The sequence below is a fragment of the Mesorhizobium sp. C277A genome (assembly GCF_040324395.1).
Lineage (GTDB): Bacteria > Pseudomonadota > Alphaproteobacteria > Rhizobiales > Rhizobiaceae > Mesorhizobium.
In genome coordinates, this window is the sequence record NZ_JAMYVW010000002.1 from 1,994,889 (window position 1) to 2,021,792 (window position 26,904).

A 26,904-nucleotide genomic window follows, 5' to 3' on the forward strand; every position below is an offset into this window, starting at 1 on the left:
GCAGTTCAGTCGCGCAGAATCATCCGGTTGCCGCGCACGTCGAAACCCGACAGCGAACCGATGAAATTCATGCCGAGCAGGCTCTGGCTGAGCGCGCCGGGCGCGGCGACCATGACCTGCATGTTCTTGCGCACGATGCCGCCGATCGCCAGTTCGTCGGTGCGCACCGAAGCGGCGCGCGCCATGCCATTGGCGGTCGAGACCGGGACGGTGAAGCTCAGCGCGGCCGGATTGAAGCCGGCGGCCTGCGCGTCTTCGGCGGTGAGCACTGTACTGGTCGCGCCGGTATCGACGACGGTGCGGATCGGTGCGCCGTTGATCGTGATGCGGGCCTCGAAATGGCCGCTGTCGGCCTTGTCCAGGGTCACGGTGGCATGGCCGTCCTCGACGCCGAGCGCCAGCGGGCTGCCGGGAACGAGGCCCGCCGTCACCCGGCTGGCGAAATCCTGCAACTCGTAGCGGTACTGGTAGCCGGCGACGAGCGCCAACACGATCACGGCCCACGTGCCGAGACTGCGGGCCATGACGCCCAGCGGCCTGCCGGACCGGACAAGGCCGGCGCTGACCAGCAAGCCGATCGCCCCCAGCCAGACCAGACGGCTGAAATCGTAATTCTCGATGCCGAACGTGCTGCCGGCGTCGTTGTTGATCATCAGCAGCACCAGCCCGAGGCCGATTGCCGCCATCACGATCCAGAACAGTCGGTTCATTGGACCTGCCGTTTCAAGAGAGGACGTCGCGCTCGCGCGCCATGCGGCTGCGGCGTGTTTCCCGGCGCGGCCGGCGCTCGACCGTTTCCAATCGGGCCGGCAACTCGGCCATGACGCTGCGGCGTACCTCCGGCGTCATCCCCATCCAGGCGCCGATTTCATCGCGCGTGCGGCCACAGCCGAAGCAGAAGCCGGTTTTCATGTCGATCGAACAGACCAGGATGCACGGGGATTCGATGGCCGTCATGACTTTCTCTTGAAGGTTCCTTCCGGAATCCCTCGTTTCATCTCCACATGGTGCAACGGCAAAGCCAATGCAAGCCCTTCGGAATGCGGCGCGGGCAACCGCTTTCGCGCCAATATCGAGGGGAGTTGTGCCGGCCGGGCAAGGCGGTTATGCCGCTGATCAATCCCAGGGATGATCAGGACCGACATGACCAGCGCGCTGCCCTTCGACGACTTTCGCAATCTGCTGGCGAGCCTGCCGCCTGCCGATACAGTCGCGGAAAACAGGGTGCGCACCCTGTTTTCCAAGGCCGACAAGCCGAAAGCCTCGCTTGGACGTATCGAGGACATCGCCGCCTGGCTTGCTGTCTGGAGCGGGCGCGCCCCGCCGGCGGTGAACCGGCCCCTGGTGGCGATCTTCGCCGGTAACCATGGCGTGACCCGCCACGGCATCTCGCCGCGCCCTGTCGCTGCGACCGCAAACGCCGTTGAGCTGTGCGCCGCCGGCGGTGCGGCAATCAACCAGATCTGCGTCGCCAACAATCTTGGCCTCAAGGTGTTCGATCTGGCGCTGCACATTGCGACCGCCGACATCACCGAGGACGCCGCCCTCGACGAACGCGGCTGCGCCGCCACCATGGCCTTCGGCATGGAAGCCATCGCCGGTGGCGCCGATCTGATTTGCCTCGGCGATCTCGGCGTCGGCAACTCAACCGTTGCGGCGGCCTTGTGCGCCGCCCTGTTCGGTGGCAGCGGCGCCGACTGGGTCGGCCCCGGCTCCGGTGCGGACGCGGCCATGCAGGCGCGCAAGGCTAATGTAATCGATAAAGCCGTCGCCTTCCATGGTGCGGCTCTTAAGGACCCGTTGGAAGCACTGCGCCGGGTCGGTGGCCGCGAGTTTGCGGCGATTGCCGGCGCCATCCTCGCCGCCCGGATGCAAAAAATCCCGGTGCTGCTCGATGGCTTCGCCGCGACCGCCGCCGCTGCCGTGCTGCATGCCGCCAACCCAGGTGCGCTCGATCATTGCCTGCTGGCCAGTCTGTCGCCGGAGCCCGGCCAAAGGCTTGCCGCTGAGCGGCTCGGCCTCAGGCCGCTGTTCGATCTCGGCATCAGCCACGGCGAAGGGGCAGGGGCCGCCCTTGCCGCCGGTCTGGTCAAGGCGGCGGCGCTTACCAGTTCGGGCATGGCGGCGGCGGTCAAAGCCTAGAACAAGCTGTCAGCGTCGGCGAGCCGCCGCGACCGCCTTTGTCGGCAGCGCCGGCAGTTCCTCCATCACTCGGGCGAGCGGGAAGATGGCGATTGCCTCGGTGCCTTCGCGCAATTTCGACTGAAGTTCGAATTCGCCGCCATGCATGGCGAGCAGGCCCTGCACGATCGGCAGTCCGAGCCCGGTGCCCTGTTCGGCGCTCTTGATGGCGATCGAGCCCTGGCCGAAGGCGGACAGCACGATCGGGATTTCGTCTTCCGGTATGCCCGGCCCATTGTCCTTGACCGAAATGTACTGGCCGCCGCCCGCCGTCCAGCCGACGCGCACGCGAACTTCGCCGCCGGTGGCGGTGAATTTGATGGCGTTGGACAGGAGGTTGAGCGTGATCTGCCGCACCGCGCGCTCGTCGGCGAACAGCCGCGGCAGGGCACTTTCGAAATCCTGGACGATGCGGATGTCCTTGTTGCGCGCCTTCAATTCCATCATGTGGCAGCAATCTTCGGCGATGTTGAGCAGCATCACCGGCTCTTCGTTGAGCTGATAGCGGCCGGCCTCGATGCGCGACAGATCAAGGATTTCGTTGATCAGGTCGAGCAGATGCTGGCCGGAATCGTGCACGTCGCGGGCGTAGTCGCGATAGGTCGGATTGCTCATCGGCCCGAGCACTTCATTGGCCATCACCTCGGAAAACCCGAGAATGGCGTTGAGGGGCGTCCTCAGCTCATGGCTCATCGAAGCAAGGAAGCGCGACTTCGCCAGATTGGCGTCTTCGGCCCGCCGACGAGCTTCGTCCGACATCGATTTCGCTGTCTCCACCTCTGCTAGCAGCGCGTCCTTTTCGGAGCGGAAGGACAGAAGTATCAGCGACGAGCGGTTGAGATGGCGCGCGATATAGGCAAAGAACGGCAATGCCGCGACCAGCAGGGCGACCATGATCGTCCCGACCGGCACCCAAAATTTCGTTTCGGCATAGGCATAGACCGCCACCGGAACGACGAAGGTGGCAAGCAGCGAGCCGCGCAAGGACGACGCCATGATAGCGGTGGTCGCCATGGCCAGCAGCAGCACCACCGCCTTGGCCACCTGGAACTGGTCGATCTGGCAGGTGGCGCAGCCGAGCCAGGCGAACCACGCCCAGCCGAGGCCGCACAGCGAATGGCCGATCAGAAAATCCCTGCGGGTGCGAACAGGGTTGAGCTCGGCAGCTTCGGTGCGGCCGACGCGCCGCGCCATGAAGGCGACGATCGAATAGCAGATCAGGGTGAACAGCGCCCAGACGCTGATCTGTTTGTCCACACCGGCCAGCAGCCCGGCCGCCGCGACCGCCAACACCAGCAGTGGGATGACGGCTGCGCCGCCCACCATGGTCCCGGCGTGCAGCTTCAGCAGCTCGCGGTCGAAGTCGAGATTGCCGACCTGCTGCGAAAGACGGTCGCGCGTCTTGCGCACCGCGCGCGCCACATCGCTGTTGCGGTGCGGTTTCCGGCGGTCCACAATGAATTTATCCGCTGTGTTCGAGCGTAGCAGAGGCATGGAAACTTCGATTTATGCGCGCAGCGATCTCAATTCGTTAAGCTACGTTCGAATGATTAAGAGACTGTTTGCCATATGAGCCGTTCGTGGTCGCCAAGGCCGCGCCGGCGATACTATCCGCCGCCGCCGCGAAGCCTGTGGCGCAAGCTGCTGGACTACGCGCTGACGGTCATTCTGCTCGGCCTGCTGATCCTGCTCGCCGCACGCCTCGACCGTTTCGAGACGCGCAAGGCGCAAGGGGCGGCGATCGTCAACGATGGCGATTCACTCACTCTTGGCACCGAACGTATCCGCATGCGCGGCATCGACGCTCCGGAATACCAGCAGATCTGCCGTAGGGATGGCGCGGACTATGCTTGCGGCAGGCTGGCGCGCCAGGCGCTGGTGCGGCTGATATCAGGCAATCCGGTGACCTGCAGCGGCTGGCAGCGCGACCGCTACGGCCGCCTGCTCGGCGATTGCAAGGCCGGTGGAAAGGATCTCAACCGGGCCCAGGTTGAGGCCGGCTGGGCAATTGCCTATGGCGATTTCGACACCGAGCAGGCCATTGCCCGCGCCGGCAAGGTTGGCATCTGGGCCGGCACGTTCGATCAGCCGCAAGACTGGCGCGAAAGCCACCACGGCGGCCCGCTCGAAAGAAAGCACGGCACCCTGGCTTCGGTCGGTGACGCCTTGCGAGAGATGTTTCGCTTCTGGTGACGAGCACTATAGTTGAAGGACCAGATCGGGAGGATAAGCATGAAACTGTTCGACGGCGGCCGCGCCCCCAATCCGCGGCGCGTGCGGGTTTTCCTCGCCGAAAAGGGCATCGCAGTGCCGCTGGTGCCGGTCGACATGGGTGCGATGGGGCACAAGCAGGAGCCGGTCAGGTCGCGCAACCCGCTGCAGCGGCTGCCGGTGCTCGAGCTCGACGACGGTACCATCCTCACCGAATCCGTCGCCATCTGCCGCTATTTCGAGGAACTGCATCCCGAACCGGCGCTGTTCGGGCAAGGCGCGCTCGGCAAGGCCAAGGTCGAGATGTGGCAAAGGCGCATGGAGTTCAATCTGCTCAGCTGCGTCGCCCAGGCTTTTCGCCACATCCATCCGGCGATGAAGGAATGGGAAATTCCGCAGATCCCCGAATGGGGCGAGGCCAACAAGGCGAAAGCGGTTGAATTCCTGAAACTGCTCGAGCCCGAACTGGCAAACCGCGAATTCGCCGCCGGCGACGCCTATTCGATCGCCGATATCACCGGCATGATCGCCATGGATTTCATGAAACCGGCGCGCATCAAAGTGCCGGACGAGTGCACCAACGTGCTGCGCTGGTACAGCGCCGTCTCCAGCCGTCCGAGCGCTTCCGCCTGATGGAGGCGGAACTCGAACGCTTGACGGCAAAGGTCCGCGCCTGCCGCATCTGCGTCGACACTCCGGTCGGCAGGCCACTGCCGCACGAGCCGCGCCCGGTGCTGCTGCCATCATCCAGCGCCCGCATCCTGCTCGCCGGCCAGGCGCCAGGCACAAAGGTGCATTTGTCGGGCATGCCGTTCACCGACGCCTCCGGCGACCGCTTGCGAAGCTGGCTGGGCGTGACAAGCGAGGAATTCTACGACACGGATAAATTCGCCATCGTGCCAATGGGGTTCTGCTTCCCCGGCCAGGACGCCAAGGGCGGCGACCTGCCGCCGCGCCGAGAATGCGCGCTGGCCTGGCGCGCGCCGCTGATGGCGCTGATGCCGCAGATCGACCTCGTTTTGACAATCGGCTCCTACGCGCAATCCTGGCATATGGGCGCCACGCGCCGGCCGTCGCTGACCGAAACCGTGAAGGACTGGCGCACCATCTGGGATGCGCCGGCCAGCCTGAAAGTGCTGCCGCTGCCACACCCGTCATGGCGCAACTCAGGATGGCTGAAGCAGAATCCATGGTTTGAAATGGATTTGCTGCCGTTTCTGAGATCGGAAATCCGCTATCGCATAGATTAGACTTTAAGCAAGATATCACTCGCTTTTGTGCCATCCGGCAGAATTTCTTTCTTGTGAAAGGTCGAAATAAGAGGGAGTATAGCCAATCTATTCCCAAAGCGCGTCGCGCTCGAGGGAACGCGGCCTGCACCAGGAGCACCTCAATGGATCGCCTCGACAGAAAAATTCTCCGCCTCCTGCAGGAGGACGCGACGCTCGCGGTTGCCGATGTCGCCAAGAAAGTCGGCCTGTCGACGACGCCGTGCTGGCGCCGCATCCAGAAGCTGGAGGAAGAGGGAGTCATCAAGCGGCGCGTCGCCATTCTCGACCACGAAAAGGTCAATGTGCGCGTCACCGTCTTCGTGTCGATCCGCACCAATTCGCACAGCCATGAATGGCTGCGGCGTTTCTCGGAAGTCATCCAGGAATTTCCCGAGGTGGTCGAATTCTACCGCATGAGCGGCGACGTCGATTATCTCTTGCGCGTCGTGGTGCCCGATATCGCCGCCTATGACGCCTTCTACAAGCGGCTGATCGCCAAGATCGAGATCCGCGACGTATCGTCGTCCTTCGCCATGGAGCAGATCAAGTACACGACCGAAATGCCGCTCGACTACATGCTGCTGGACAAGGAATCCGGCGCCAACGCGGCCTGAGCGCGGTTGTCCGTGACTGGGCGGTGACGCTGCACAAGCAGGCGCCGTTTAGTTCTTCTTTTTGTTGAGGAAACTCCAGGGCGAGTTGACCGGCAGCGTGATCGTGTCCGGCACCGTGTCGACTGCCACCACATCGGCTTTGCGTACGGTGTAGCCGGACTGGATGATGCTGACGCCGTCGAGAATGAACAACTGGCTCTTCTCCAAGCCGGGCCGCAAAGCGCCGGTCACGGCAACCGACTCATAGGACTGCGACATCTTGTAGGGACGGGCCGGCGTCACCAGCACGATCTGGTTGGGCGGCGGCGTCGGCATGTGGCTGCAAGCGCCTGTCCACGGCACCAGCAGGAATTGGTAGACGAGATCGCCATCACGGTCGACCGGCAATGCGTAGCCGGCTAATTGTACTATCTTGTCTTGCAGGTTGAGCGACAATGTCTCGCCACGATCGGGCAGTTTTGCCGCAATCATCGGCAGACCGGCATCTTCGGCCACCGCCTGCGTCGCAGGACGCAGATCTTTCCAGAAGATGCGCGCGGTTTGGCCTGAGGCGTTGGTAGCGGTGAACACCAACAACGCGGCTGCAAGCGCCAAGGTCGATTTGAGAGGACTGCTCATCGGCCGCTTCCTTTGTGCAGGAGTAAAGACGCCGCGGCCGATCGCGTCAACGCTCGAGCCGCATCACATGTCTGCGAGAGCCGGCCATGCCGACCTCATGGAACCCGCGAGCGATGAACATGTCGCGAAACCCCATGAAACGGTAGCTCGGCGATGCCTCGCCGACCGGGTAGGCCTCGATCACGCCGGCGCCCTTGGCAAAGGCGTGATCTATGGCAGCGTCAAGCAGCGCTGCCGCCAGCCCGCCGCCGCGCAGCGCCCTTGGCACATAGAAGCAGACGATCGACCAGATGCCGGTCTCGTCATCGTCCTGTTGCGACGTCAGCTTCCGATATGTCTGGCGCGGCGCGACCGAGCACCAGCCGACGGTCTTGCCGTCAATCTGGGCCAAGATTCCGACCGGCGTGCCGGCCTCGACAAGCGCCATCATGGCCCGTTTCAACTCGGCGTGCTGAACATGCTCGCGGCGGCCGGGCAGGGGCCGCCAGACCATGCACCAGCAATACTTCGGACCGCCTTGCGCTTCGAAGAGGCCTTCGAAATCGGCGCGCGTCTGCCGCGTCACCTCGGTGAACCGGACGTTGGCCAGGTCAGCCTTTTCTGGCGGCGATCCGCTCGATGATCTTGGCATTGGTGAGTTCCCGTACGGCGTCCTTGCCAATCCAGCGAGCCGTCTTGTCGGTCGACTGGGCCAGCCGTTCGGCCACGGCAAGGGCAGCACCGTGCATCTCCAACGATCGCTTGCCGATCGAACGAAGCGCCCAGTTTGCCGCCTTCTTCACGAAATTGCGGCTGTCGGCGGCATGCCCTTCGATGATCGGCAGGAAGCCGAGGAAAGTCGCCACCGGCTCCTGCTTCCGGTGCACGACGGACCACGCCATCATGGCAAAGGCCGTGCGTCGAACGAACTCGCGCTCGTCCGCCGCGAACTCTTCGATCAGCTCCTTCCAGGCGTCCGTGTCGACGAAGAGATCGGAGACGCCGTCGACGATATCCCAGGAATCGAAGGACGCGGCCCATTGTCGTGCATCCGCGGCTGAGAAGCGCTTCGGGTCGGCCGTGACGGAAGCGATGAACTGCGCCTCCATGATGCCGGTCTGCCAAAGCTCGAAAGCACGCTCGTGGTTGCGCTTGATCTTTTTGGCGATCTGCCGCTGCATGCCATGCGAGATGCCGAGCGCGCGCTCGATCTTGATGCCGTAGCGCAGCATACCGCGGCGATTGTCCTCCGAGCCGATCGAGCGCAAATGGGCGACGATCTCATCGGCGCTCGATTGGGGCGAAAGCTCGGCCATTGCGAACGCCTATTTTTCCAGGCGCGCCAGCAGGGACGAGGTGTCCCAGCGCTTGCCGCCCATCGCCTGCACATCCTTGTAGAACTGGTCGACAAGGGCGGTCACCGGCAGTCTCGCGCCATTGCGGTCGGCTTCATCGAGGCAGATGCCGAGATCCTTGCGCATCCAGTCGACGGCAAAGCCGAAATCATATTTACCGGCATTCATCGTCTTGTGGCGGTTCTCCATCTGCCAGGACCCGGCAGCGCCCTTGGAAATCACCTCGATGACCTTCTCGATGTCGAGCCCGGCCTTTTTGCCGAAATGGATGCCTTCGGCCAGTCCCTGAACCAGCCCGGCAATGGTAATCTGATTGATCATTTTCGTGAGCTGGCCGGCGCCCGACGGACCCATCAGCCCGACCATGCGGGCGAAGGCGTCGATGACCGGCCTGGCCTTGTCGAAGGCAGCCTGCTCGCCGCCGACCATCACCGTCAGCACGCCGTTCTCGGCGCCCGCCTGGCCGCCGGAAACCGGGGCGTCGAGGAAGGAAAAACCGGCCTTTTCGGCGGCGTCGGCCAGTTCGCGCGCCACTTCGGCCGAAGCCGTGGTGTTGTCGATGAAGACGGAGCCTTTTTTCATCGCGGCGAAGGCGCCATGGGCCCCGGTCGTCACCGAGCGCAGATCGTCGTCATTGCCGACGCAGGAGAAGACGAAGTCCTGGCCCTCTGCGGCCTCCGCCGGCGTCGCGGCAGACTTGCCGCCATGCTGGGCAACCCATTGCTCGGCTTTCGCCGCGGTGCGGTTGTAGACGGTGACGTCGTGGCCGCCTTTGTTCCTGAGGTGCCCGGCCATGGGATAGCCCATCACGCCAAGACCGAGAAATGCCACAGATGCCATGAGTTTGCCCTTCAGACGGAACGGAATTGTCTTGGAAAGCTCTAGGCTCTACGCGCCATTCGTCAAGACGCGCATGAGCCGATCGACTGGTACAGCCGACCGCTCAGCGGATCAGATGAATGGTGATCCGTCGCTCGATCCATTCGACGCCGTGGCGCAGGATCTCGACCATCACCAGATAGACGATGGCGACCCAGACATAGGCCTGGAAGTCGAAGGACTTGGCGTAGGCCAGCTTCGCGTTGCCCATCAAATCATAGACGGTGATGATGGCAACGATGGCGGAAGCCTTGATCATCAAGACGAGTTCATTGCCGTAGGGCCGGAGCGCGACGATAAAGGCCTGCGGCAGGACGACCTTGCGCAGCGTCTGCAATTTGTGCAGGCCGAGCGAAGCAGCGCCCTCCCATTGGCCCCTCGGAACACTTTCTATGGCGCCGCGCAGGATTTCGGCCTGGTAGGCGGCGGTGTTGAGCGCGAAGGCGAACACACCGCAATTGAAGGCGTCGCGGAAGAACCACCACAGTCCGACGGATTCGAGCTGCACCCGGAATGAGCCCAGGCCGTAATAGACGAGATAGACCTGGACGAGCAGTGGCGTGCCGCGGAAGAAATAGACGTAGCAATAGGCCAGGACAGACAAATAGCGGTTCGTTGACATGCGGGCATAGGTGACGGGCAGCGAAAAGAGCGCGCCGAGCACCATCGAGATGGCCACCAACGCAAGCGTGGTTCCCAAGCCCTGCAGATAGGCAGGCGCGTATCTGGCGAAGAACTCGCCATTCCAGGCGTAAACCAGATAGACGGCGATGCCGATGCCGAACAGGATCCAGAAGCCGACCAGTGCATAGCCGACGACACGGGCCCGCGGCCAGCCCCGCGCCCGTGGTGGTGGCTTCTCGATGTCGACGGCGGCGCGCGTCACGACGCTCATCGTGCCTCCCTCCGCCCGAGCGAACGCAGGATGAAGCCGGTGGCGATCGACGACAGGATGGCAAGGATGAGAAACACCATCGCCGCGACACTGTAGAACAGGAAGGAATGTTTGGTGACACGGGCCGCCACGCCGGCGTTGCGCAAGGTTTCAGCCAGGTTGACGACCGACACCAGGGCCGTGTCCTTGAGCAGGCTCAGCCAGCAATTCTCAAGGCCGGGGAAGGCGATGCGCAGCAGCTGCGGCAGGATCACCTTGCGCATCGTCTGCCATTTCGACAGCCCGATCGCATAGCCGCCCTCGTACTGGCCCTTCGGAATGGCGCGAAAGCCCGACAGGAAGACTTCGCTGGAATACGACGAAAAGATCAGCGACAGCACGATCATGCCGGCGAGGAAGCTGTCGACATCGACCGTCGCTTCCGGCCTGAACAGACGGATGACATACTGCAAGAGGATCGGCATGCCGAAGAAGAACAGGAAAAGCGTCACCAGTTCCGGCAGTCCGCGAAACACCGTGGTGTAGATGTTGGCAGCCACGCGAAGCGACGGCTCTTCGGATTGTTTTGCCCAGGCGACGAAAAAGCCGATCGTCAGGCCGATCGGCAGTGTCGCCAGCGCGAGCGCAATCGTGACCAGTGCGCCATAGGCAATATCGTCAATCCAGCCATCGGGTCCCCAAGTGAGAAGTATCCATATGTTCTGGCTTGGCATTGACGGGTCTTGTCTCCACTTCTGTCAGGCCAAGGCGGCAGCAGGAAACTTCCCCTGCCGCCTTGTTTCAGACGATCAGGACTCGGCGCCGAAGACGTCGAACTTGAAGTACTTGTCGTTGATTGCCTTGTACTTTCCGTTGGCGCGGATTGCGTCGATGGCGCTGTTCAACTTGTTGACCAGATCCGTCTCGCCCTTGCGCACGGCGATGCCGGCGCCCGGTCCAAAGATATCGACCGGCTGCGGCGAAGGCTGGCCGAGAATCTTGCAGCAGGCGCCATCAGGCGAATCCAGGAACTGTTGCAACACGACGATATCGTCCTCGATCGCGTCGAGACGGCCATTGGCGAGATCGGCCTGCTCTTCGGGGCTGCTCGGATAGCCCTTGACCGTGCTGTCCGTATAGGTTTTCGAGGCATAATTGAAATGCGTCGTGGTGGTTGCGACGCCGATGGTCTTGCCGGCCAGGTCTTCCTTGGTCACGCCCTTGAGGGTCGAATCCTTGGGTACCGCGATCGCCGACGGCGTGTTGTAGTATTTGTGGGTGAAGTCGACCTTCTCGGCGCGCTCCGGCGTGATCGACATCGAGGCGACGATGGCGTCGAACTTGCCGGCCTGCAGGGCCGGAATGATGCCGTCCCAATCCTGGGCGACGAAGGTGCACTTGACCTTCATCTCGTCGCAGAGCGCCTTGGCGATGTCGATGTCGAAGCCCACGAGCTGGCCGTCGGAGGTCAGGTTGTTGAATGGGGGGTACGCGCCTTCGGTGCCGATTCTCAGGGTCGTTTCCTGAGCCTGGGCGACGCCGAGCGTCAGCAGCGCAGCCGATGCGGCGAGCGCGATACGCAGTGCAATACGCATGATAGTCCTCTCTTTATGGCTCCCGGCCGTCGTTCCGGAACGGCTCTGTGGGGCGGTGCTTTTGACCGCCCGCTGGCGCGATACTCCCACTGTTTTCGGGAGAAAAGCAACTGTAAAACCGTTGCTTGCGGGATTTGCGGGTCCAGCCAATGCCGACGCCGGGTTAATGCATGTCGCCCAAAAGTGCGCAGCGGTTTTGGGACGACGACATGCATAAATAAAACAACCTGAAGCGCGTCGCATGAGGCCGTTCAGGCGCGACGCGCTTAGACAATGCAACGGCTGAAGAGGGCGGCTGACCCGGGCGAGGGCAGGGGCCTCAAGGTTTGAGGCCGGTCATGCGCTCGATGAAGTCGGCTATCCCTTCCGTGTCGTCGAGATCGAACACAGGCAGGCTTTCGCCGGTAACCGCGAAGTCGGCGGCAATCGCCACGATATGTCCGTCGTTCGCCGACAGCGGCGAGCGGTCCTTGGCCTCCCGCCGCCGGGTCTCGATCTTTTTGTGCGCCTCGCGCTTGTAGCCTTCGACCAGCACGATGTCGCACGGGGCCAACCGCGACAGGACCGTCTCCAGCGTCGGCTCGTCCTCACCGCGCAATTCATGCATCAGCGCCCAGCGTTTGCCCGACACCACCGCGACTTCGGTGGCGCCCGCCTGGCGGTGACGAAAGCTGTCGGCGCCAGGCTTGTCGATGTCGAACTCATGATGGGCGTGTTTGACCGTCGACACTGTCCAGCCGCGCCGGACGAGCTCTGTGACCAGCTTCTCGGTCAGTGTGGTCTTGCCGGAATTCTTCCAGCCGGTGATGCCGAAGATGTTCATGGGCCGATGCTCTGCAACAGACGCTCGGCCACCGCAAGGTCGTGCGGTGTGTTGATGTTGAAGAACGGGTCGATCTCGTCACTGCCGTGGGTCAGCAACGGAAATTCCACTTCGACACAGTCGTGCCGCTCGATGAAGGCGGAGACGCGCCTGTTGTCCTCGTCGATCAGGAAATGACGCAAGGCCTCACGCAGCCCGAGCGGCCACAGCGCGAAGGTCGGATGCTGCCGGCCGGCGGAACTGGCAACAGCGATGGAGCCTGGTCGCTCGTCAACAGCCGCAGCCAGCCTCTCGACCAGGTCCACCGGCAGGAACGGCGTGTCGCCGGCGGCCGTCGCCAATGCCTTGAAAGCGGTATTCGCTGCCGCCCATTCGAGGCCGGTGAGGATTCCGGCAAGCGGTCCGGCATAGCCTTCCACCGCATCGGCGAGAACCGGAAGACCGGCCGCCTCGAAGCGCGCCGGGTCACCATTGGCGCTGAGCGCCAGCGATCCGACCTGCGGCGCCAGGCGGGCAACGACATGGTCGAGAAGCGGACGCCCGCCAAGCGCCAGCAAAGTCTTGTCGCCGCCGCCCATGCGCCGTGACAGGCCTCCGGCCAGGATAATTCCTGCAATGTCTTGGCTCATGGCCAAGCTATATGCCGTCCGGCGCCATGTCGGGTCCAGCGCTTTCGGCTGCGGGTTTTTGCCGGCCGGCGACCCGCTCGCGATAGAGCGCGTAGAGGCCGGAGCCGATGATGATGGCGGAGCCGAAGATCATCGGCAGGTCGGGGACATCGCCGAAGATGATGACGCCAAGCAGCATCGACCAAAAGAGGGCCGTGTAGCGGAATGGCGCAATGAAGGAGATGTCGCCAGCCCGCATTGCCATGATGATGAACTGGTAGCCGATCAGCACCAGCACCGCCGCCAATGCCAAAAGTGCCGTGCCTTTGCCGGACATCGGCGTCCAGCCGCCCATCGGCGACAGCAGCACGGCGCCAACGATGGTCATGGCGATTGCCGTTGCCGTCGACACCAGCAAGGTCGGGATAGCCCTCGGGATGCGCTTGGTGGCGAGGTCACGTACTGCGCAACAGGCGACGCTGACGAGTGCGTACAGCGAATAGACGCTGAAGCCTTCGAAGCCTGGCCGCACGATGATCAGAACGCCGCCGAAGCCGACCGCGATCGCCAGCCAGCGCCGCCAGCCGACCGCTTCGTTGAATACGAGTGCCGCCCCCATCGTCACCGCCAGCGGCAGCGCCTGCAGCACCGCCGAGACATTGGCGATCGGCAGATGCGCTAATGCCACAAGGAAGGCGACGGTGGCGCCGGCCTCGGCGACCACGCGAAGCGCCACCAGCGGCTGCAGCATCGACCTCGGTCGCGCGAGCGCGCCTTGCTGCCAGGCGAGCAGGCCGACGAGCAGCGACGCAAAGGCGCCGCGCACCAGCATGACCTGCGCCATGTTCATCGATTCCGACGAGAACTTGGTGATGGCGTCGTTGAGGGTGAAGCCGATCATGGCCACCATCATGCACAGCGCGCCGCGAATGTTTGGGGAAAGAGGCAAGGGCGTTACCGGTTTTGCAAGAGCAATTCCAGGAAAAGTGTGAAACGGTTTTCCGTCCGGAATTGCGTGAAAGAATAAAGCGGTTCGACGTTTCGGCGAAACGGTGAACCGCTCAAGCCTGTAGCAGCCGGCGGCAAGACAGCAACGTCAAAGAAATAGGCCACGGATTTTCACCCGTGACCCATAGAAATCCCTGAGAGGGCTGGCCGGATGACCGGCAGGCTCATTTCGGCGTCAGCACCTCGGTGCCGCTGCCGTTCTTACCGGCGATGGTCCACAGGCCGTGCAGCGAGCCGTCATCCTCTACCTTGTAGACGACGAGACCGATTTCCTTGCCCATGACATAGCCGGCGGAGAAGGCATCGTCGTTGCGCATGCAGATGCCGTCCGACGATGATCCGCCCGTCTCCCAATGGATGGTGCAGGTGGTCTCGCTGGTCAGCGTGATGGTGGCTTCGCCGCCATATTTCGAGCCGTCGAAATTGGTGCCCGCGACGGTGTAGCTGCCACCGATGGACTGTGCTGCTGCCGGCGCGGCGGCAAACCCAAGCAGTGCAAGAGAAAGTAAGAATGTGCGCATGTCGTATTCCCCCAAACCGAGCGACGAGCCGCTATGTCCAAGAATCTAGGCTCGAACGCGCTTGCGGTAAATCCGCCAGCTATATGCGCATGAGACTTTTTCTGGTGTGTGTCCGAAAAGCTCACGGTCCTTTGAGGCTGCCGGCGATGGCGCCGACCAGCGGATCGTATTTCGCTTTAACGGCCGGCGGATAGTCGATCCGCACGGTGCGGATGACGCCGTCCTTGCCGAACAGGCGCCGTTCGTAAAAGATCTTGCCATCCTTCAGTCCCGGCAGCACCGCCCAGTTCTTGCCGGTCTTGCTGTAGCTGATCTGGTAGCCCGCGTCCTTGATTGCCTTCTCCTCGGCGACGAAGCTCTTTGGGGTGTCGTCACTGACGTTGAAAATACCGGAGCAGATCAGGCTGGCGCCGTCGGCGCTGAGCCATTGCTGTCCGTCGCCATTGTACGGCTCGGGCTGGCGATCGGTGAAGATGTCGTCGGGAAAGGTGCAGACCGTGCCGAAGCGCGCATTGGTGTAGGTGAACGGCGCTGCATTGGCGCTGCCTGCCGCTATCAGTGCAACTGCCAATCCAATGGAAAGACGCTTCATTCGATGTCTCCAGTGAACTAGAGCAATTCCAGGAAAAGTGTGATCGGTTTTCCGTCCGGAATTGCGCAAAAAACAAAGACATAGAGCGGTTCGCCGTGAAACGGTGAACTGCTCTATGGAGACACTCCTTGCACCAAATCTCGGAAAAAATCAGCCGCCGGTGACGCTCATATGCCTGGATACCGAGGGGCGGCTGGTGCGGCGGTCGATGATGAAATCATGGCCCTTCGGCTTGCGGCCGATCGCTTCGTCGATGGCAGCAGCGACCAGCTCGTTGCCTTCGGAGGCACGCAACGGCGCGCGCAGGTCGGCGGCATCCTCCTGACCCAGGCACATATAGAGCGTGCCGGTGCAGGTCAGCCGCACGCGGTTGCAGCTTTCGCAGAAATTATGCGTCATCGGCGTGATGAAGCCCAGCCTGCCGCCGGTCTCTGCGACATGGACGTAGCGGGCCGGACCGCCGGTCTTGTAGGGGATGTCGCTCAGCGTGAACTGGCGCTCGAGCGAAGCGCGCAGCAGCGACAGCGGCAGATACTGGTCGGTGCGGTCGGCGTCGATCTCGCCCATCGGCATGGTTTCGATGACGGTCAAGTCCATGCCGCGGCCATGCGCCCAGCGCATCATCTCCGGCAGCTCGACGTCGTTGAAGTCCTTCAGCGCAACGGCGTTGAGCTTCACCTTCAGCCCCGCCGCCTGCGCGGCATCGATGCCTTGCATGACCTTGTCGAGATGGCCCCAGCGGGTGATGGCGTGGAACTTGTCGGCATCGAGCGTGTCGAGCGAGACATTGATGCGCTCGACACCGCAATCGGCAAGCTCGGCGGCAAAGCGCGACAGCTGCGAGCCATTGGTGGTCAGCGTCAACTCTTCCAGCGCGCCGCTCTTCAAGTGCCGCGACAGCTGGCGCACCAGGTGCATGATGTTCTTGCGCACCAGCGGCTCGCCGCCGGTGAGGCGCAGTCTGCGCACGCCCTTTTCGATGAAGACGGTGCAGAGCCGGTCGAGTTCCTCGAGCGACAGCAGGTCCTTCTTGGGCAGGAACGCCATGTCCTCGGCCATGCAATAGGTGCAGCGGAAATCGCAGCGGTCGGTGACCGACACGCGCAAGTAGCTGATCGTGCGACCGAAGGGATCGATCATGTCCATGCGTTCAAGCGTTTCCAATGCTGCGAGTGGCGCCGTTATATACGGCTATGTGATACGATCCAACCCGCCATTCAAGATAGCCGCTCTCGATCTTTGGTGACATTCCCTGGCCGACATCCGGTGTCGGCCGGGTCCAAATGGCCTTTTCCGCTCGCGCGAAGCAGCGTAGGGAAGGGCGGATTGACGGGATGCAGAACAATGACGGCGCCGAAGGAACTCAGGGTCTCGAAGGACAGAAAACTGCTGTCCGTCACCTTTCCCGATCATCGGCCGTTCGAACTGCCGGCCGAACTGCTGCGCGTCGCTTCACCCTCGGCCGAGGTGCAGGGCCATTCGCCGGACCAGCGGGTGACGGTTCCCGGCAAGCGTAACGTTGCTATCCTGAAGATCGAGCCGGTCGGCAACTACGCCGTGCGCATCACCTTCGACGATTTTCACGACACCGGCATCTTCACCTGGAATTACCTGCACACGCTTGGCCACGAAAAGGACGCGCGCTGGAATGCCTATCTCGCCGAGCTCCAGGAGAAGGGACTGAGCCGCGACCGCTAGTTCGGCACTGTCGGCAAAACGTCATGACTGGGGGTAACGCTGGCAACGGTTCGGAGACGGGAAGATGTCTGACATCACCACGGTCGAACAGCTCGAAGCCCTCTACGGCCTGCCCGGCGAAGCGTCGACGGTCAAGGAACTCGACCACGTCATTCCCGAATATGCCGCCTTCATCGAAGCCTCGCCTTTTGTCGCTTTGGCGACGAGCGGGCCGGAAGGGCTGGACTGCTCGCCGCGCGGCGATCTCGCCGGCTTTGTGCGCATGCATGACCCGAGAACGCTGATGATGCCGGACCGACGGGGCAACAACCGCGCCGATTCGCTTAAGAACATCATCCGCGATCCGCGCGTCGGACTGCTGTTTCTTGTGCCGGGTTCGGGCACGACGCTGCGCGTCAACGGCCGCGCCCGCATCACCACCGACGCCGCGCTTTGCGCCTCCTTCGCCGTCGAAGGCAAGCCGGCGCGCTCGGTCACCGTGGTCGATGTCGATTCGGTCTATTTCCAGTGCGCCCGCGCCATCGTTCGCTCGGAGCTGTGGAACCCGGCAAAGCACGTCGACCCGAAATCGCTGCCGACACCCGGAACAATCCTGGAAGTCACCAGCCGCAAGAATATCGATGCCGGTACTTACGACAAGGAATGGCCGGAGCGGGCGAAGAAGACGATGTGGTGAGGTGGGAGGCGCGTGGATCGAACGGCTCAGGTGTCCTTCAGCACGTCATAGATCTTGCGCATCTGTTCGCCGATCATGTCGCACTGTTCCGCTGTCGACTGGCTCATCGCCTTTTCGATCAGCGCCATATGCACCTTCAGCGCTTTCATCAGGAGCTCCGTGCCGGCCTCGGTAAGCGTCAGCCGCAGCACGCGCTTGTCCTTCTCATCGCCTTCGCGGCGCAGCAGGCCGCGCGCCTCGAGCTGCGGCAACAGCATGGTGATGTTGGAGCGGCCGACCAGCAGTTTGCGGGCGAGATCGTGCTGCGACATGCCGGGATGGCGATAGAGGTTCATCAGCACGTCGAGCTGCGCCGGCTTGAGATCCAGCGGCGCCAGCTTTACCGCCAGCGTACGCTCCAGCACATGGCAGGCGCGCGCCACCGCGACCCAGTTGCGAAAGCGCGGGTTGTCCCAGGGCAGCTCTTGTTTAATGTTCATGTTTGAACTATTATGTTCATGCTTGAACGGAATGGATGGAACGCCACTATGGCATCATTTGGACTGAAGGTCATCCGGGGCGTGTTCGGCGCGGCCGAGCTTGTGGCGCCGCGTCTGAGCGGGCGCGCGGCCTTCGAACTGTTCTGCCGCACGCCGAGCGTGAAGGCGCTCAGCGACGGCGAGCGGCGTGCGGTCGACCGCGCCGCCGGCTTCATGGCCGAGGCGCGCCATCATCGGCTGACGACCAAGGCCGGCTGCGTCATGGTGCACGAATTCCGGCCCGAGCCGGGCAGGGCGTCTGCCGGCACGGTGCTGGTGGTCCATGGCTGGCGTTCGCGCACGGAATATATGCGGGCGCTGATCGAAGGCTTTCGCGATGCGGGCTACCGGGTCGCCTCGCTCGACCTGCCGGGCCATGGCCAGTCGCTGGGCCGTCATCTCAATATGGTCAATGCGGTCGAGGCGGTCAGGGTCGCCGGCGAATGGTTCGGTCCGTTCAAGGCGATCGTCGGCCATTCCTTCGGTGGCGCCGTCGCCGCCAATGCCATTGCCGGTTCGATCAAGGGTATCCAGCCCGTCGCGGCCGAGCGGCTGGTGCTGGTCGCCGCGCCAAGTTCCCTGCCGGCGATCTTCGCCGACTTCAGCCGCATGCTCAATGTCGGTCCGCGTTCGCAGGTTTCCATGGCCGATCAGGTGAAAAGGCTGTCGGGCCGGCCGCTGCATGAATTCACCGGCGACCGCCAGTTGGCCGAAGCGCCGGTGCCGACGCTGGTCATCCACGCGCCGGACGACCGCGAAGTCCCCGCCGATCATGCCACACGTTATGCCGGCGCCGGCAGCCATGTGCGGCTGCACTGGGCCGATGGGCTCGGCCACCGTCGCATTCTCGCCGACAAAGGTGTTGTCGAACGCGCTGTGACTTTTGTCAAAAACGAGCGCGAGCCGATACTGCATTGATTCCAATGGGTGTATTGTCGACTCCGACAACGCCGGAGCGGTGAGCTAGCCCTTCTTCTTGCCGCCCGGCTCGACCGGCAATCCGGCCGCCTTCCAGGCGGTATAGCCGCCAAGGATGTGCTTGACCGGCGACAGCCCCATATCCTGCGCCGTCTTGGTGGCCAGCGCCGAGCGCCAGCCGCCGGCGCAAAAGAAGACGAAGCTCTTGCCCGAGGCAAAGAACGGCTTGTGGTAAGGGCTTTCGGGATCGATCCAGAATTCCAGCATGCCGCGAGTGACATGTTTGGCGCCGGGGATCTGGCCGTCCCGCTCGATCTCGCGTGGATCGCGCAGGTCGACGAAGATGGTGTCCTCGTCGTCGAGCAGCCCGGCCGCTTCCTCGGGCGAGACCACCTCGATCTCGGCATTGGCCTCGTCGAGCAACTCGCGATACCCTTTTTTCACGGATGATCCCTCCCGGCGCATTTCGCCGCCGACTGGATTTCCAGCACAAGCTCCGCGCTTTGTCACGCTGTTCCGACCAGCCCCTGCCACGCCGCCATCGCTCCGGCCACTGTGGCCATGAGCGCGTCGCACGAGGCGCCGTCGCGGGCCTGAATCGACATGCCGTGCTGGACCGTCGCATAGAAGGTCGCCGCCGCGTTGCTGTCGAAGCCCGCCGGCAATTCGCCTTCCGCCACACCGCGTTCCAGCCGTCTCAGCAAGAGGGTGTGGTTTTCGGCGCGGCGGCGGCGCAAATCATCGCAGATCGCGCCGCTGCTTGAATCCTGGTGCAGTGCGCCCAGTGCGATGAGACAGCCCTGCGGGCGGTCGTCCTGAGAGTACGCTTTTGCCGTCTGACGCAGGAAATTCTCGATCGCCTGGCATGCCGTCGGCGCTTCGTCCAGCGCGCTCCAGATCTCGGTGCCTTCGTTGCGGGTGTAATACTCGGTCGCTTCCAGAAACAGCGCCTCCTTGCTGCCGAAGGCGGCATAGAGGCTGGGCGAGCTGATCCCCATCGCCGCGGTCAGGTCTGCGATCGAGGTGCCCTCATAGCCTTTGGCCCAGAACAGCTCCATCGCCTGCCGCAAGGCGGCGGTTCGATCGAAGGTGCGGGGGCGGCCTCTTTCCGGCATGGCGCTCTTTTCTGTGTTGATCGATACATAATTCACTTGACGTCGCGAGGCAAGGTTGCCAGATATTTATATATCGACCGTTACATAAAAGGAGAAATGACATGTCAGCGAACGGATTGAACGGCAAGGCAGCACTGGTCACCGGCGGCAGCCGCGGCATTGGTGCTGCGATTGCCAAACGGCTCGCGGCCGATGGCGCCGACGTCGCCATCACCTACGTCAACAGCGCGGCGCCGGCCCAAGCTGTCGTCGCCGAGATTATAGCGGCAGGTGGTCGCGCGATCGCCATCCAAGCCGACAATCGCGACGCTGCCGCCATCGAAAATTCGGTCATCGAGGCGGTGAATGCCTTCGGCCGGCTCGACATCCTGGTCAACAGCGCCGGCATCTGGCGCGCGGCGCCCATCGAACAAATGTCGCTGGCCGACTTCGACGAAACCATTGAGGTCAATCTGAGAGCGCCGTTCGTGGCCTCTAAGGCGGCCGCGGCTCACATGGGCGAGGGAGGCCGCATCATTTCGATCGGCAGCAATCTGGCCGAGCGCGTCACCGACACCAGCCTCAGCGCCTATTCGACCAGCAAGGCAGCGCTCGTCGGCCTGACCAAGGCGCTGGCGCGAGACCTCGGTCCGCGCGGAATCACCGCCAATGTCGTTCATCCCGGTTCGACCGACACCGACATGAACCCGGCCCAAGCCCCACATGCCGAACACCAGCGGCGGAAGATGGCGACGCCCCGCTTCGGCAAGGCTGACGAGATCGCCGGCATGGTTGCCTGGCTCGCCGGTCCGGAAGGGCGCTTCGTCACCGGCGCCGCGCTCACCATCGACGGTGGCGCCAACGCCTGAAGCAGCAGCCGCTTTGACCGGTCTGGGGCGGCAACGCCGCTCCAGACGTCACGATGTTGTGAAACCGTTCTGCAACAGGCCCGCGGAAATTTATGGAAGCTTAACGAAATCGGTATGAATCGGTATAGTAGCGCCTTACATCCGCCATGCGGTTGGCAAGATCGTCTAGCGGCGCGGAACGGGAGCCGGCTTGCAGCCGGAGCGGGTGATTAATGAGATTCCTCGGAAATAAAGCCACCGTGATGCCGCTTGCAGTGGCGGCAGCACTGGCCTTCGGTGTGCCGCAGGCAAGCGCGCAAGGCCTGTTCGACATGCTGTTCGGCGGTGGCGTCAAGCACAGGCCGCAAGGCGAATTCCCGCCGCCGCCGAAGCGCAAGCCGAAGCCCGCCGTGTCGGGCGGTGGCGGCACCAGGATCGGCAGCCCGTCCTACTACACCTACAAGGCCGACCGGCTGGTGCGCGTCGACTTTACCGCATTGGTGGCAGCACCTCCCCAGGTGGCAACAGCTGAAGACGCCGCCTTTGTTCCGTCGGCGACCAGCACCGCCTTCCGCGAAGCCGTTGCAGGCCTCAGCGACTATGAACTCTATGCCGAGCCCGATATCGCCAAGGCACTGATTGCCTATTACTCTGCCAATCCTGATTTCATCTGGGTGAACGAGGGCAATCCCAATGCCCGCGCCCAGGATGCGGTGCGGGTGCTTGGCGAAGCCGCAAGCTATGGTCTCACGTCGGCCGACTACACGGTCGAGGTGCCGGCAGCCAACGCATCGGCAGTCGATGCCGACGCCCATCTGAAGGAACTCGTCCGCTTCGAGATGGCGCTGTCGGCGCGCGTACTGCGCTATGCCCGTGACGCCCAGAGCGGGCGCGTCGATCCCAATCGCATCACCGGCTACTATGAATTTCCGCCGAAGCCGGTCGACATGGAAGGCGCGCTCAAGACGCTGGCCCACACCCAGGAAGTGCGCACCTACCTCGAATCGCGGCACCCGCAGAACGCGGAATATCAGGCGCTGCGCGTCGAACTTGAATCGCTGCAGGCGAGCGCCGAAAACGAAATCGTCGTCGATCCCAAGCTGTTGCTGAAGCCCGGCGAGACCAGCGCCGAACTGCCGAAGCTGCTGACGCTGATCGCGCGCAATCTCGACGACGAGATGGGCGGCGCCTATGGCGAGATCCTGTCTCGTCTCGGCACCAGCGATGTCTATGTTCCCGAACTGGTTCCGATCATCAAGGCCGTGCAGGTGAAGGCCGGCATGAAGGGCGATGGGGTCATCGGCCCGCGCACCGTCGCCTCGCTCGCCGGCACGTCCAAGGCCGACAGGCTGCAGAAGGTGCAGGTCGCGCTGGAAGAATTGCGCTGGATGCCGTCCGATCTCGGCAGCCCGCGGGTGTTCATCAACCAGCCCGCCTTCACCGCCAGCTATATCGACAATGGCGAGGAGAAGCTGAAGACCCGCGTCGTCATCGGCCGGACCACCAACCAGACCGCCTTCTTCTTCAAGGAGATCAAGCAGGTCGATTTCCATCCCTATTGGGGCGTGCCGCAGTCGATCATCGTCAACGAGATGCTGCCAAGGCTGCGTGGCGATCCGGGCTATCTCGACCGTGCCGGCTACGAGGTGACCGACTCGCGCGGCAGGCGGGTTCCCTCTTCCTCGGTCAATTGGGGCGCCTACGGCGCCAACATTCCCTACAGCGTGCGCCAGCAGCCGAGCGAAGCCAATGCGCTGGGCGAACTGAAGATCCTGTTCCCCAACAAGCACGCCATCTACATGCACGACACGCCGCAAAAATCCTTCTTCCAGCGCGATATGCGGGCGCTCAGCCATGGCTGTATTCGCCTTCAGGATCCACGTGGGATGGCGGCGGCGGTGCTCGGCGTCTCGGTCGACGACATCGCCGAAAAGCTCAAGCACGGCCATGCCAGCGAAGACGTGACACGCACGATTCCCGTCTATGTCTCCTACTTCACTGCCTGGCCGGACCTGTCCGGCAAAGTCGAATATTTCAACGACGTCTACGACCGCGACACGCGGCTGATGCAGGCGCTGGACGCGACTGAAGCGGTGCGCTCGCCGACGAGCTGAACCAGCGGAGTTCCTCGTTCAACGAACGAGGAACTCACTTTGTCTCTCTGGTTTTATTAGATTGTTGGCCGATGGACGGTCGCCCGTTTCCTGCGATCAGCGCTGGATGAGCGGACGCCGGAAGCCGGCGTCGCGGCCCGCGATCAGCCAATAGACCAGACCGGCTACGAGGCCGGCGGCGGCGATGATGCCGATATCGGCCCAGCGTCCGGCATCCTCTTCCGCGGCCGGCCAGACCAGGAAAAAGCCGGCTGCAGCGGCAGCGGCGCCAAACAGCATGTGCACCAGGAAATTGCGCAGGGCAAAGAATTCGGCGAGCAGCGCGAAGATCAGCGTCTGCAGGCCGGTCAGCACGATCGTCAGGAAATAGACGACCATGCCGAGCGGCGGCCACAGCAGCACGACAATGGGCGAAAATTGCATGGCGCCGAAATAGTCCGGCGCGTTGGGCAATACGGCGAGTGCGCAATATATCGCCACGACCGCGAACAATCCGATCAGCACCGAAACGAAATAGCCGGCAAGCATCATCAGGATGCGCTTCCAAACATGCTTAACCATGGCCATGCACCCCCGTGCCCTGCAACTGTTACGCGCACTCAGCCATCAAAGGCGGATCGGCGCAAGAGTGCATCCAGTAGTGCTTTGCGGCAAATCTTCAGGCGCCGCCGCATAGATGTTGCGAATCCGGCAAAACCCATGTGCCTTTTATCGTGAGGTCGACGCCGTAATAGACCCGCCCGCGCTCGTCGCCCTGCGGACAATCCCTCGGGATCGATATCAGGCACATGACGACAGGATCGCCGGCTTTCGAACTGGCAAGGCCAGGCTCCCGCTCGTAGGAAACCCCGGCGCCGCCATTGCTGAACCGCGCCAGGCTGCCGGCTTCAGGGCGGGCGGTTTCCAGCGGGTCGTCGCCGAGCCGCGTCGTCAGCGCGGTGATGTGGGTCAAGGCGCATTGGCCGATCGACGAGGGCAGGCGATGGTCGGGGCTGCCCGGATGGCGGGCCGCGGTGTCGAGCGCCTACTTGCCGATCAGGGCGATGTTGTAGTCCTGCACCCAGGACGGCGCATTGCCGTAGGTCTGCAGCGCGTTGTTCTGGGCGCTGACGATGCAGGCAGCATCCTGCCCACAGGCGTTCCTGTCGGCGATGAGCGCACGGGCGATCTTGCGCTTGTCGCCGCCAAAGGCTGGCTCGAAACCCGTAAAGGCCTCGGCCACCAAGGCATCAATTGCCGACAGTTGCGGGTCGGCACAGATCGCCTTTTCCACAGGCAGGCTGGCTTTGCGGCAATCGAAGGACGGCCCGTCGGCACGCGCTGGACCAAGGCAGACCGCCGCGCCAGCCAGTGCGACGACAAGCGCAAGCGAGTTGGCAATTCGATTGGAAGAAAGCATGGTCGCCCCGTTGTCCGACAACTGCCACCATCGTAGGCAAAAAACGTGGCGGACGGAATTGCCGAAGCGGTGCGGTATCGGCGCTATTTCGGTTCGGCGGTCACGGGATCGAAGGTGATTTCGACTTTCGCCTTGTCGGCGGTGTAATAGGTGACGGTGTACCCGTCCTTGTCCCAGTCGACCTCCTTCACATAGCGAAAGCCGTCGCGCTGCTCGACCTTGGCGATGATTGCCGACAGTTTCTGGGCATTCGTCGGCGGCAGCGGGCTGTCATCCGCGGCAAAGGCCGTTGAGCCGGCCAGAAGAACGACGACACCGGTCGCCAGAACAAGATTTCGCATGATTACCCTCATTTGGTATGAACCGCACCGGAAACTCGCAGGCAGCACAGTTTGTTCCGAGATGTGACGTCGCGCAGGTTCCGTGAAGCCCTGGATCGCGGCGCTCAGAGCGACGGCACGCCCATATTTGCGCCAACCGCCGGCCAACCATGAGTGCTGCCACGGCCCGCGCTGGACAACCCGATGGTGGTAGAGCTTTGCCAAAGACCCTGCTAGACTTCTGGTCCTGGCGGGGTGGCATGGCGCGCCAACCCCGCCGGAATCTTCATCTCTCAGCGCGCGGCGAAGTGTTTCAGGAACGGGTCGTCGCCTGTGCTGGACCAGAACCAGAAAGGGAGCGGGGGCTCGAACATGGCTGTACGGAACTACACCCGTCAGCTGGCGACAATCATTTCTATCGATGCCGTCGGGTTCTCGCGGCTGATGGGCATCGACGACGAGTCTGCTGTCGCGGCATTCGAGGAACGGCGCGACATCATCGCCGACAGCTGTGGCACATTTGGCGGCCGCACGTTCGGCGACGCCGGCGACAGCATCATGGCCGAGTTCGGCAATCCGATCGAGGCGTTGCGCGCGGCCTTTGATTTCCAGGGCCGCATCGTCGCCCTCAACGCCGAGGTTGCCGACGATATGCGCATGCCGTTTCGCGCCGGCATCAACACCGGCGACGTCATCGTGCGTGGTGGCCGCCTCTACGGCGACGACGTCAACATCGCGGCGAGAATCCAGGAATTCGCGCCGGGCAACGGTCTCGCCGTTTCGGAGACGACCTGGCACCATGTGAAGGACAAGACGGCGGCCGAATTCACCGATCTCGGCGAATTCATGCTGAAGAACATCGCCTTGCCGGTGCGCGTTCTGATCGCCGGCCGCAGCGGCAACGGATCCTCGCCGGCGGCGTCGTTCGCGGCCATTCCCCAGGCCAATGCGCAGCAGAAGCTGTCGTCCAAGGGGCCGCCGGCGATCGCCGTCCTGCCCTTCCACGCCGATGGCGGCGAGCATGACATCGGCTACATGGCCGACGGCATCGCCGAGGACATCATCTATGGTCTATCCAACACCAGATGGCTCTCGGTCATCGCCAAGGGCTCCAGCTTCCAGTTCCGCGACGACACGCTGGGCACCCGGGTGATCGGCAACGCGCTCGGCGCGCGCTACATCGTCAGCGGCACGCTGATGCGCAATGGTGGCCAGATCCGCCTCAACACCTCGCTGGCCGACGCGTCCAACGGGCGGCTGGTGTGGTCGCAGCGCTTCGATCGCGATCTGGTCGACATCTTCAACCTGCGCGACCAGATCGGCGCTGAGATCGTTTCGATCCTCGACAAGGAGGTCGACCGGGCGGAACAGGCACGCACCTTCCAGGTTCCCTGGGAAAGCCTGGAGACCTGGCAACTGGTGCGACGGGGCCGCTGGCACATGAACCGGCGCACCCGCGGCGACACCGAAACCGCACTCGAGTTCTTCCAGAAGGCCTACCGCGAGGACGCCAACTCGAGCGCCGTGCTCAACGAACTGGCGTGGTGGTATTTCTGGCGGGCATGGCTGCGTTTCGGCGACAGCGACGATTTGAACAAGGTCGAGCAGTTTGCCCGCAAGGCGTTGCTGGTGGACAGCCTGGATGCGCGCCCGCACGCCCATCTCGGCGCCGTCGACATCATGCGCGGCGAACCGCGGTCGGCCGTCGACCATCTCGAGGAAGCGATCCACATCAATCCGAGCTTTGCCTTCGCGCGCTCGGCCATGGGCAGCGCCCAGCTGCTGCTCGGCAATGCCGCGACCGCGATACCGTTCTTTCTCGATACCGAGCGATTGAGCCCGTTCGACCTCTACCGCTTCCACAATCTGGGGGAACTGACGGCGGCCTATTGTTTGGTCGAGAACTGGCCGGCGGCGATCGCTGCCGCTGACCGCTCGCTCAACCTGTCTCCCGGCTATTTCTATTCCAGGTTCCTGAAGATCGGCGCGCTGATGCGAAGCGGCCGGCCGGAACAGGCGCGGCGCGAGATGACCATTTTCACCACCCGGCATCCCGATTTTTCAGAACAGCGTGTGCGCTGGATACCGTTCACCGACAAGGCCGCGAACGAGATCCTCGTCGCCAATTTCCGACTGGCCAAATGAACATGGCGTCAATGCTGGCTGGAACATGGACCAACTGTGAAAAGA

34 protein-coding genes are annotated in these 26,904 nt (G+C 63.1%); 11 read left to right on the forward strand and 23 right to left on the reverse strand.

The features are described 5' to 3' along the window. Nucleotides 1-5 precede the first annotated feature (5 nt). Together NKK52_RS09955 and NKK52_RS09960 are read right to left on the reverse strand one after the other, a co-directional pair. Complete coding sequence (locus tag NKK52_RS09955; RefSeq protein WP_023682479.1) at nucleotides 6-710, reverse strand: TIGR02281 family clan AA aspartic protease; 705 nt, start codon at nucleotides 708-710, stop codon at nucleotides 6-8. Nucleotides 711-723: 13 nt separating this feature from the next. Then, the gene (locus NKK52_RS09960; RefSeq protein WP_023824914.1) at nucleotides 724-957 is read right to left on the reverse strand and encodes a DUF1289 domain-containing protein; all 234 of its coding nucleotides are present in this window, start codon (nucleotides 955-957) and stop codon (nucleotides 724-726) included. Between the two features lie 186 nt (nucleotides 958-1,143). Here NKK52_RS09960 and NKK52_RS09965 point away from each other — a divergent pair, with 186 nt between their 5' ends. Beyond that, nucleotides 1,144-2,142, forward strand: coding sequence for a nicotinate-nucleotide--dimethylbenzimidazole phosphoribosyltransferase (locus NKK52_RS09965; protein ID WP_023682480.1), 999 nt, complete (start codon nucleotides 1,144-1,146; stop codon nucleotides 2,140-2,142). Between the two features lie 9 nt (nucleotides 2,143-2,151). On the opposite strand, the gene NKK52_RS09970 is transcribed toward NKK52_RS09965, so the two are convergent. Further along, the gene (locus tag NKK52_RS09970; RefSeq protein ID WP_023682481.1) at nucleotides 2,152-3,675 is read right to left on the reverse strand and encodes a sensor histidine kinase; all 1,524 of its coding nucleotides are present in this window, start codon (nucleotides 3,673-3,675) and stop codon (nucleotides 2,152-2,154) included. A 75-nt stretch (nucleotides 3,676-3,750) separates the two neighbouring features. Here NKK52_RS09970 and NKK52_RS09975 point away from each other — a divergent pair, with 75 nt between their 5' ends. The 4 genes from NKK52_RS09975 to NKK52_RS09990 all read left to right on the forward strand — a co-directional run bounded on the left by NKK52_RS09975 (nucleotide 3,751) and on the right by NKK52_RS09990 (nucleotide 6,277). Then, nucleotides 3,751-4,374, forward strand: a complete 624-nt coding sequence (locus tag NKK52_RS09975) for a thermonuclease family protein (protein ID WP_023682482.1) — start codon at nucleotides 3,751-3,753, stop codon at nucleotides 4,372-4,374. Nucleotides 4,375-4,413: 39 nt separating this feature from the next. Then, entirely contained in the window at nucleotides 4,414-5,025 is a 612-nt protein-coding gene (locus tag NKK52_RS09980; RefSeq protein WP_023682483.1) for a glutathione S-transferase, read from the forward strand. Next, nucleotides 5,025-5,642, forward strand: coding sequence for a uracil-DNA glycosylase family protein (locus tag NKK52_RS09985; RefSeq protein WP_023682484.1), 618 nt, complete (start codon nucleotides 5,025-5,027; stop codon nucleotides 5,640-5,642). Before NKK52_RS09980 ends, NKK52_RS09985 begins: the two co-directional genes overlap by 1 nt. 143 nt (nucleotides 5,643-5,785) lie before the next feature. Beyond that, nucleotides 5,786-6,277: an Lrp/AsnC family transcriptional regulator gene (locus NKK52_RS09990; protein ID WP_023669013.1), complete on the forward strand. Its 492-nt coding sequence runs from the start codon at nucleotides 5,786-5,788 to the stop codon at nucleotides 6,275-6,277. Between the two features lie 48 nt (nucleotides 6,278-6,325). Here NKK52_RS09990 and NKK52_RS09995 read toward each other — a convergent pair whose 3' ends face one another. The 13 genes from NKK52_RS09995 to moaA all read right to left on the reverse strand — a co-directional run bounded on the left by NKK52_RS09995 (nucleotide 6,326) and on the right by moaA (nucleotide 16,275). Continuing rightward, nucleotides 6,326-6,895 carry a DUF3299 domain-containing protein gene (locus tag NKK52_RS09995; RefSeq protein ID WP_023682485.1) on the reverse strand — a complete coding sequence of 190 codons (570 nt, stop codon included), beginning with the start codon at nucleotides 6,893-6,895 and terminating at the stop codon, nucleotides 6,326-6,328. Nucleotides 6,896-6,941: 46 nt separating this feature from the next. Next, nucleotides 6,942-7,526: a GNAT family N-acetyltransferase gene (locus tag NKK52_RS10000; protein WP_023682486.1), complete on the reverse strand. Its 585-nt coding sequence runs from the start codon at nucleotides 7,524-7,526 to the stop codon at nucleotides 6,942-6,944. Further along, nucleotides 7,486-8,190, reverse strand: coding sequence for a DNA alkylation repair protein (locus NKK52_RS10005; RefSeq protein WP_023682487.1), 705 nt, complete (start codon nucleotides 8,188-8,190; stop codon nucleotides 7,486-7,488). The genes NKK52_RS10000 and NKK52_RS10005 overlap by 41 nt, the downstream gene beginning before the upstream one ends. Nucleotides 8,191-8,199: 9 nt before the next feature. Further along, the gene (locus tag NKK52_RS10010) at nucleotides 8,200-9,069 is read right to left on the reverse strand and encodes an NAD(P)-dependent oxidoreductase (RefSeq protein WP_023682488.1); all 870 of its coding nucleotides are present in this window, start codon (nucleotides 9,067-9,069) and stop codon (nucleotides 8,200-8,202) included. 103 nt (nucleotides 9,070-9,172) lie between these two features. After that, a complete protein-coding gene (locus NKK52_RS10015) occupies nucleotides 9,173-10,003 on the reverse strand; it encodes an ABC transporter permease (RefSeq protein ID WP_023696151.1) in 831 nt (276 codons plus the stop codon). Next, nucleotides 10,000-10,716, reverse strand: a complete 717-nt coding sequence (locus NKK52_RS10020) for an ABC transporter permease (protein ID WP_023682490.1) — start codon at nucleotides 10,714-10,716, stop codon at nucleotides 10,000-10,002. The genes NKK52_RS10015 and NKK52_RS10020 overlap by 4 nt, the downstream gene beginning before the upstream one ends. A 75-nt stretch (nucleotides 10,717-10,791) precedes the next feature. Further along, nucleotides 10,792-11,577, reverse strand: a complete 786-nt coding sequence (locus NKK52_RS10025) for an ABC transporter substrate-binding protein (protein ID WP_023682491.1) — start codon at nucleotides 11,575-11,577, stop codon at nucleotides 10,792-10,794. Between the two features lie 319 nt (nucleotides 11,578-11,896). Beyond that, complete coding sequence (mobB, locus tag NKK52_RS10030) at nucleotides 11,897-12,400, reverse strand: molybdopterin-guanine dinucleotide biosynthesis protein B (protein ID WP_023682492.1); 504 nt, start codon at nucleotides 12,398-12,400, stop codon at nucleotides 11,897-11,899. Next, nucleotides 12,397-13,029, reverse strand: coding sequence for a molybdenum cofactor guanylyltransferase MobA (gene mobA / locus NKK52_RS10035; RefSeq protein WP_023682493.1), 633 nt, complete (start codon nucleotides 13,027-13,029; stop codon nucleotides 12,397-12,399). The genes mobB and mobA overlap by 4 nt, the downstream gene beginning before the upstream one ends. A 7-nt stretch (nucleotides 13,030-13,036) precedes the next feature. Next, nucleotides 13,037-13,957, reverse strand: coding sequence for a DMT family transporter (locus NKK52_RS10040; protein WP_023682494.1), 921 nt, complete (start codon nucleotides 13,955-13,957; stop codon nucleotides 13,037-13,039). A 223-nt stretch (nucleotides 13,958-14,180) separates the two neighbouring features. After that, nucleotides 14,181-14,537 carry a hypothetical protein gene (locus tag NKK52_RS10045; RefSeq protein WP_023682496.1) on the reverse strand — a complete coding sequence of 119 codons (357 nt, stop codon included), beginning with the start codon at nucleotides 14,535-14,537 and terminating at the stop codon, nucleotides 14,181-14,183. Nucleotides 14,538-14,658: 121 nt separating this feature from the next. Beyond that, on the reverse strand, nucleotides 14,659-15,129 hold the full coding sequence (locus tag NKK52_RS10050) for a hypothetical protein (RefSeq protein ID WP_023682497.1): 471 nt from the start codon (nucleotides 15,127-15,129) through the stop codon (nucleotides 14,659-14,661). Nucleotides 15,130-15,279: 150 nt separating this feature from the next. Then, a complete protein-coding gene (gene moaA, locus NKK52_RS10055) occupies nucleotides 15,280-16,275 on the reverse strand; it encodes a GTP 3',8-cyclase MoaA (RefSeq protein ID WP_031196299.1) in 996 nt (331 codons plus the stop codon). 198 nt (nucleotides 16,276-16,473) lie between these two features. On the opposite strand from moaA, the gene NKK52_RS10060 reads away from it, so the two are divergent. Next, on the forward strand, nucleotides 16,474-16,827 hold the full coding sequence (locus tag NKK52_RS10060) for a gamma-butyrobetaine hydroxylase family protein (RefSeq protein ID WP_023668999.1): 354 nt from the start codon (nucleotides 16,474-16,476) through the stop codon (nucleotides 16,825-16,827). Between the two features lie 64 nt (nucleotides 16,828-16,891). Further along, nucleotides 16,892-17,503 (forward strand): pyridoxamine 5'-phosphate oxidase family protein, encoded by a 612-nt coding sequence (locus NKK52_RS10065; protein ID WP_023682499.1) that lies wholly within the window; start codon nucleotides 16,892-16,894, stop codon nucleotides 17,501-17,503. Nucleotides 17,504-17,529: 26 nt separating this feature from the next. Here the strand turns inward: NKK52_RS10065 and NKK52_RS10070 are convergent, their stop codons facing one another. Then, a complete protein-coding gene (locus NKK52_RS10070; RefSeq protein ID WP_023682500.1) occupies nucleotides 17,530-17,982 on the reverse strand; it encodes a MarR family winged helix-turn-helix transcriptional regulator in 453 nt (150 codons plus the stop codon). A gap of 48 nt (nucleotides 17,983-18,030) precedes the next feature. On the opposite strand from NKK52_RS10070, the gene NKK52_RS10075 reads away from it, so the two are divergent. Continuing rightward, entirely contained in the window at nucleotides 18,031-18,939 is a 909-nt protein-coding gene (locus tag NKK52_RS10075) for an alpha/beta hydrolase (RefSeq protein WP_023682501.1), read from the forward strand. A 45-nt stretch (nucleotides 18,940-18,984) separates the two neighbouring features. Here NKK52_RS10075 and NKK52_RS10080 read toward each other — a convergent pair whose 3' ends face one another. Together NKK52_RS10080 and NKK52_RS10085 are read right to left on the reverse strand one after the other, a co-directional pair. Further along, the gene (locus NKK52_RS10080) at nucleotides 18,985-19,383 is read right to left on the reverse strand and encodes a rhodanese-like domain-containing protein (protein ID WP_023682502.1); all 399 of its coding nucleotides are present in this window, start codon (nucleotides 19,381-19,383) and stop codon (nucleotides 18,985-18,987) included. Nucleotides 19,384-19,445: 62 nt separating this feature from the next. Beyond that, a complete protein-coding gene (locus NKK52_RS10085; RefSeq protein WP_023668995.1) occupies nucleotides 19,446-20,054 on the reverse strand; it encodes a TetR/AcrR family transcriptional regulator in 609 nt (202 codons plus the stop codon). 101 nt (nucleotides 20,055-20,155) lie between these two features. Between NKK52_RS10085 and NKK52_RS10090 the strand changes: the two genes are divergently transcribed. Further along, nucleotides 20,156-20,902, forward strand: coding sequence for a 3-oxoacyl-ACP reductase family protein (locus NKK52_RS10090; protein ID WP_023682503.1), 747 nt, complete (start codon nucleotides 20,156-20,158; stop codon nucleotides 20,900-20,902). 212 nt (nucleotides 20,903-21,114) lie between these two features. Beyond that, nucleotides 21,115-22,995, forward strand: coding sequence for a L,D-transpeptidase family protein (locus tag NKK52_RS10095; protein ID WP_023682504.1), 1,881 nt, complete (start codon nucleotides 21,115-21,117; stop codon nucleotides 22,993-22,995). Nucleotides 22,996-23,091: 96 nt separating this feature from the next. Here the strand turns inward: NKK52_RS10095 and NKK52_RS10100 are convergent, their stop codons facing one another. From NKK52_RS10100 to NKK52_RS10115, 4 genes are all read right to left on the reverse strand, one after another. Next, a complete protein-coding gene (locus NKK52_RS10100) occupies nucleotides 23,092-23,562 on the reverse strand; it encodes a hypothetical protein (RefSeq protein WP_023682505.1) in 471 nt (156 codons plus the stop codon). Between the two features lie 91 nt (nucleotides 23,563-23,653). Then, a complete protein-coding gene (locus tag NKK52_RS10105) occupies nucleotides 23,654-23,947 on the reverse strand; it encodes a hypothetical protein (RefSeq protein WP_245259919.1) in 294 nt (97 codons plus the stop codon). Between the two features lie 72 nt (nucleotides 23,948-24,019). Beyond that, entirely contained in the window at nucleotides 24,020-24,394 is a 375-nt protein-coding gene (locus NKK52_RS10110; protein ID WP_245263063.1) for a lysozyme inhibitor LprI family protein, read from the reverse strand. A gap of 83 nt (nucleotides 24,395-24,477) precedes the next feature. Continuing rightward, on the reverse strand, nucleotides 24,478-24,735 hold the full coding sequence (locus NKK52_RS10115; protein ID WP_023668990.1) for a PepSY domain-containing protein: 258 nt from the start codon (nucleotides 24,733-24,735) through the stop codon (nucleotides 24,478-24,480). A 351-nt stretch (nucleotides 24,736-25,086) separates the two neighbouring features. Between NKK52_RS10115 and NKK52_RS10120 the strand changes: the two genes are divergently transcribed. Beyond that, complete coding sequence (locus NKK52_RS10120) at nucleotides 25,087-26,859, forward strand: adenylate/guanylate cyclase domain-containing protein (protein WP_023682506.1); 1,773 nt, start codon at nucleotides 25,087-25,089, stop codon at nucleotides 26,857-26,859. Nucleotides 26,860-26,904: the final 45 nt, after the last annotated feature.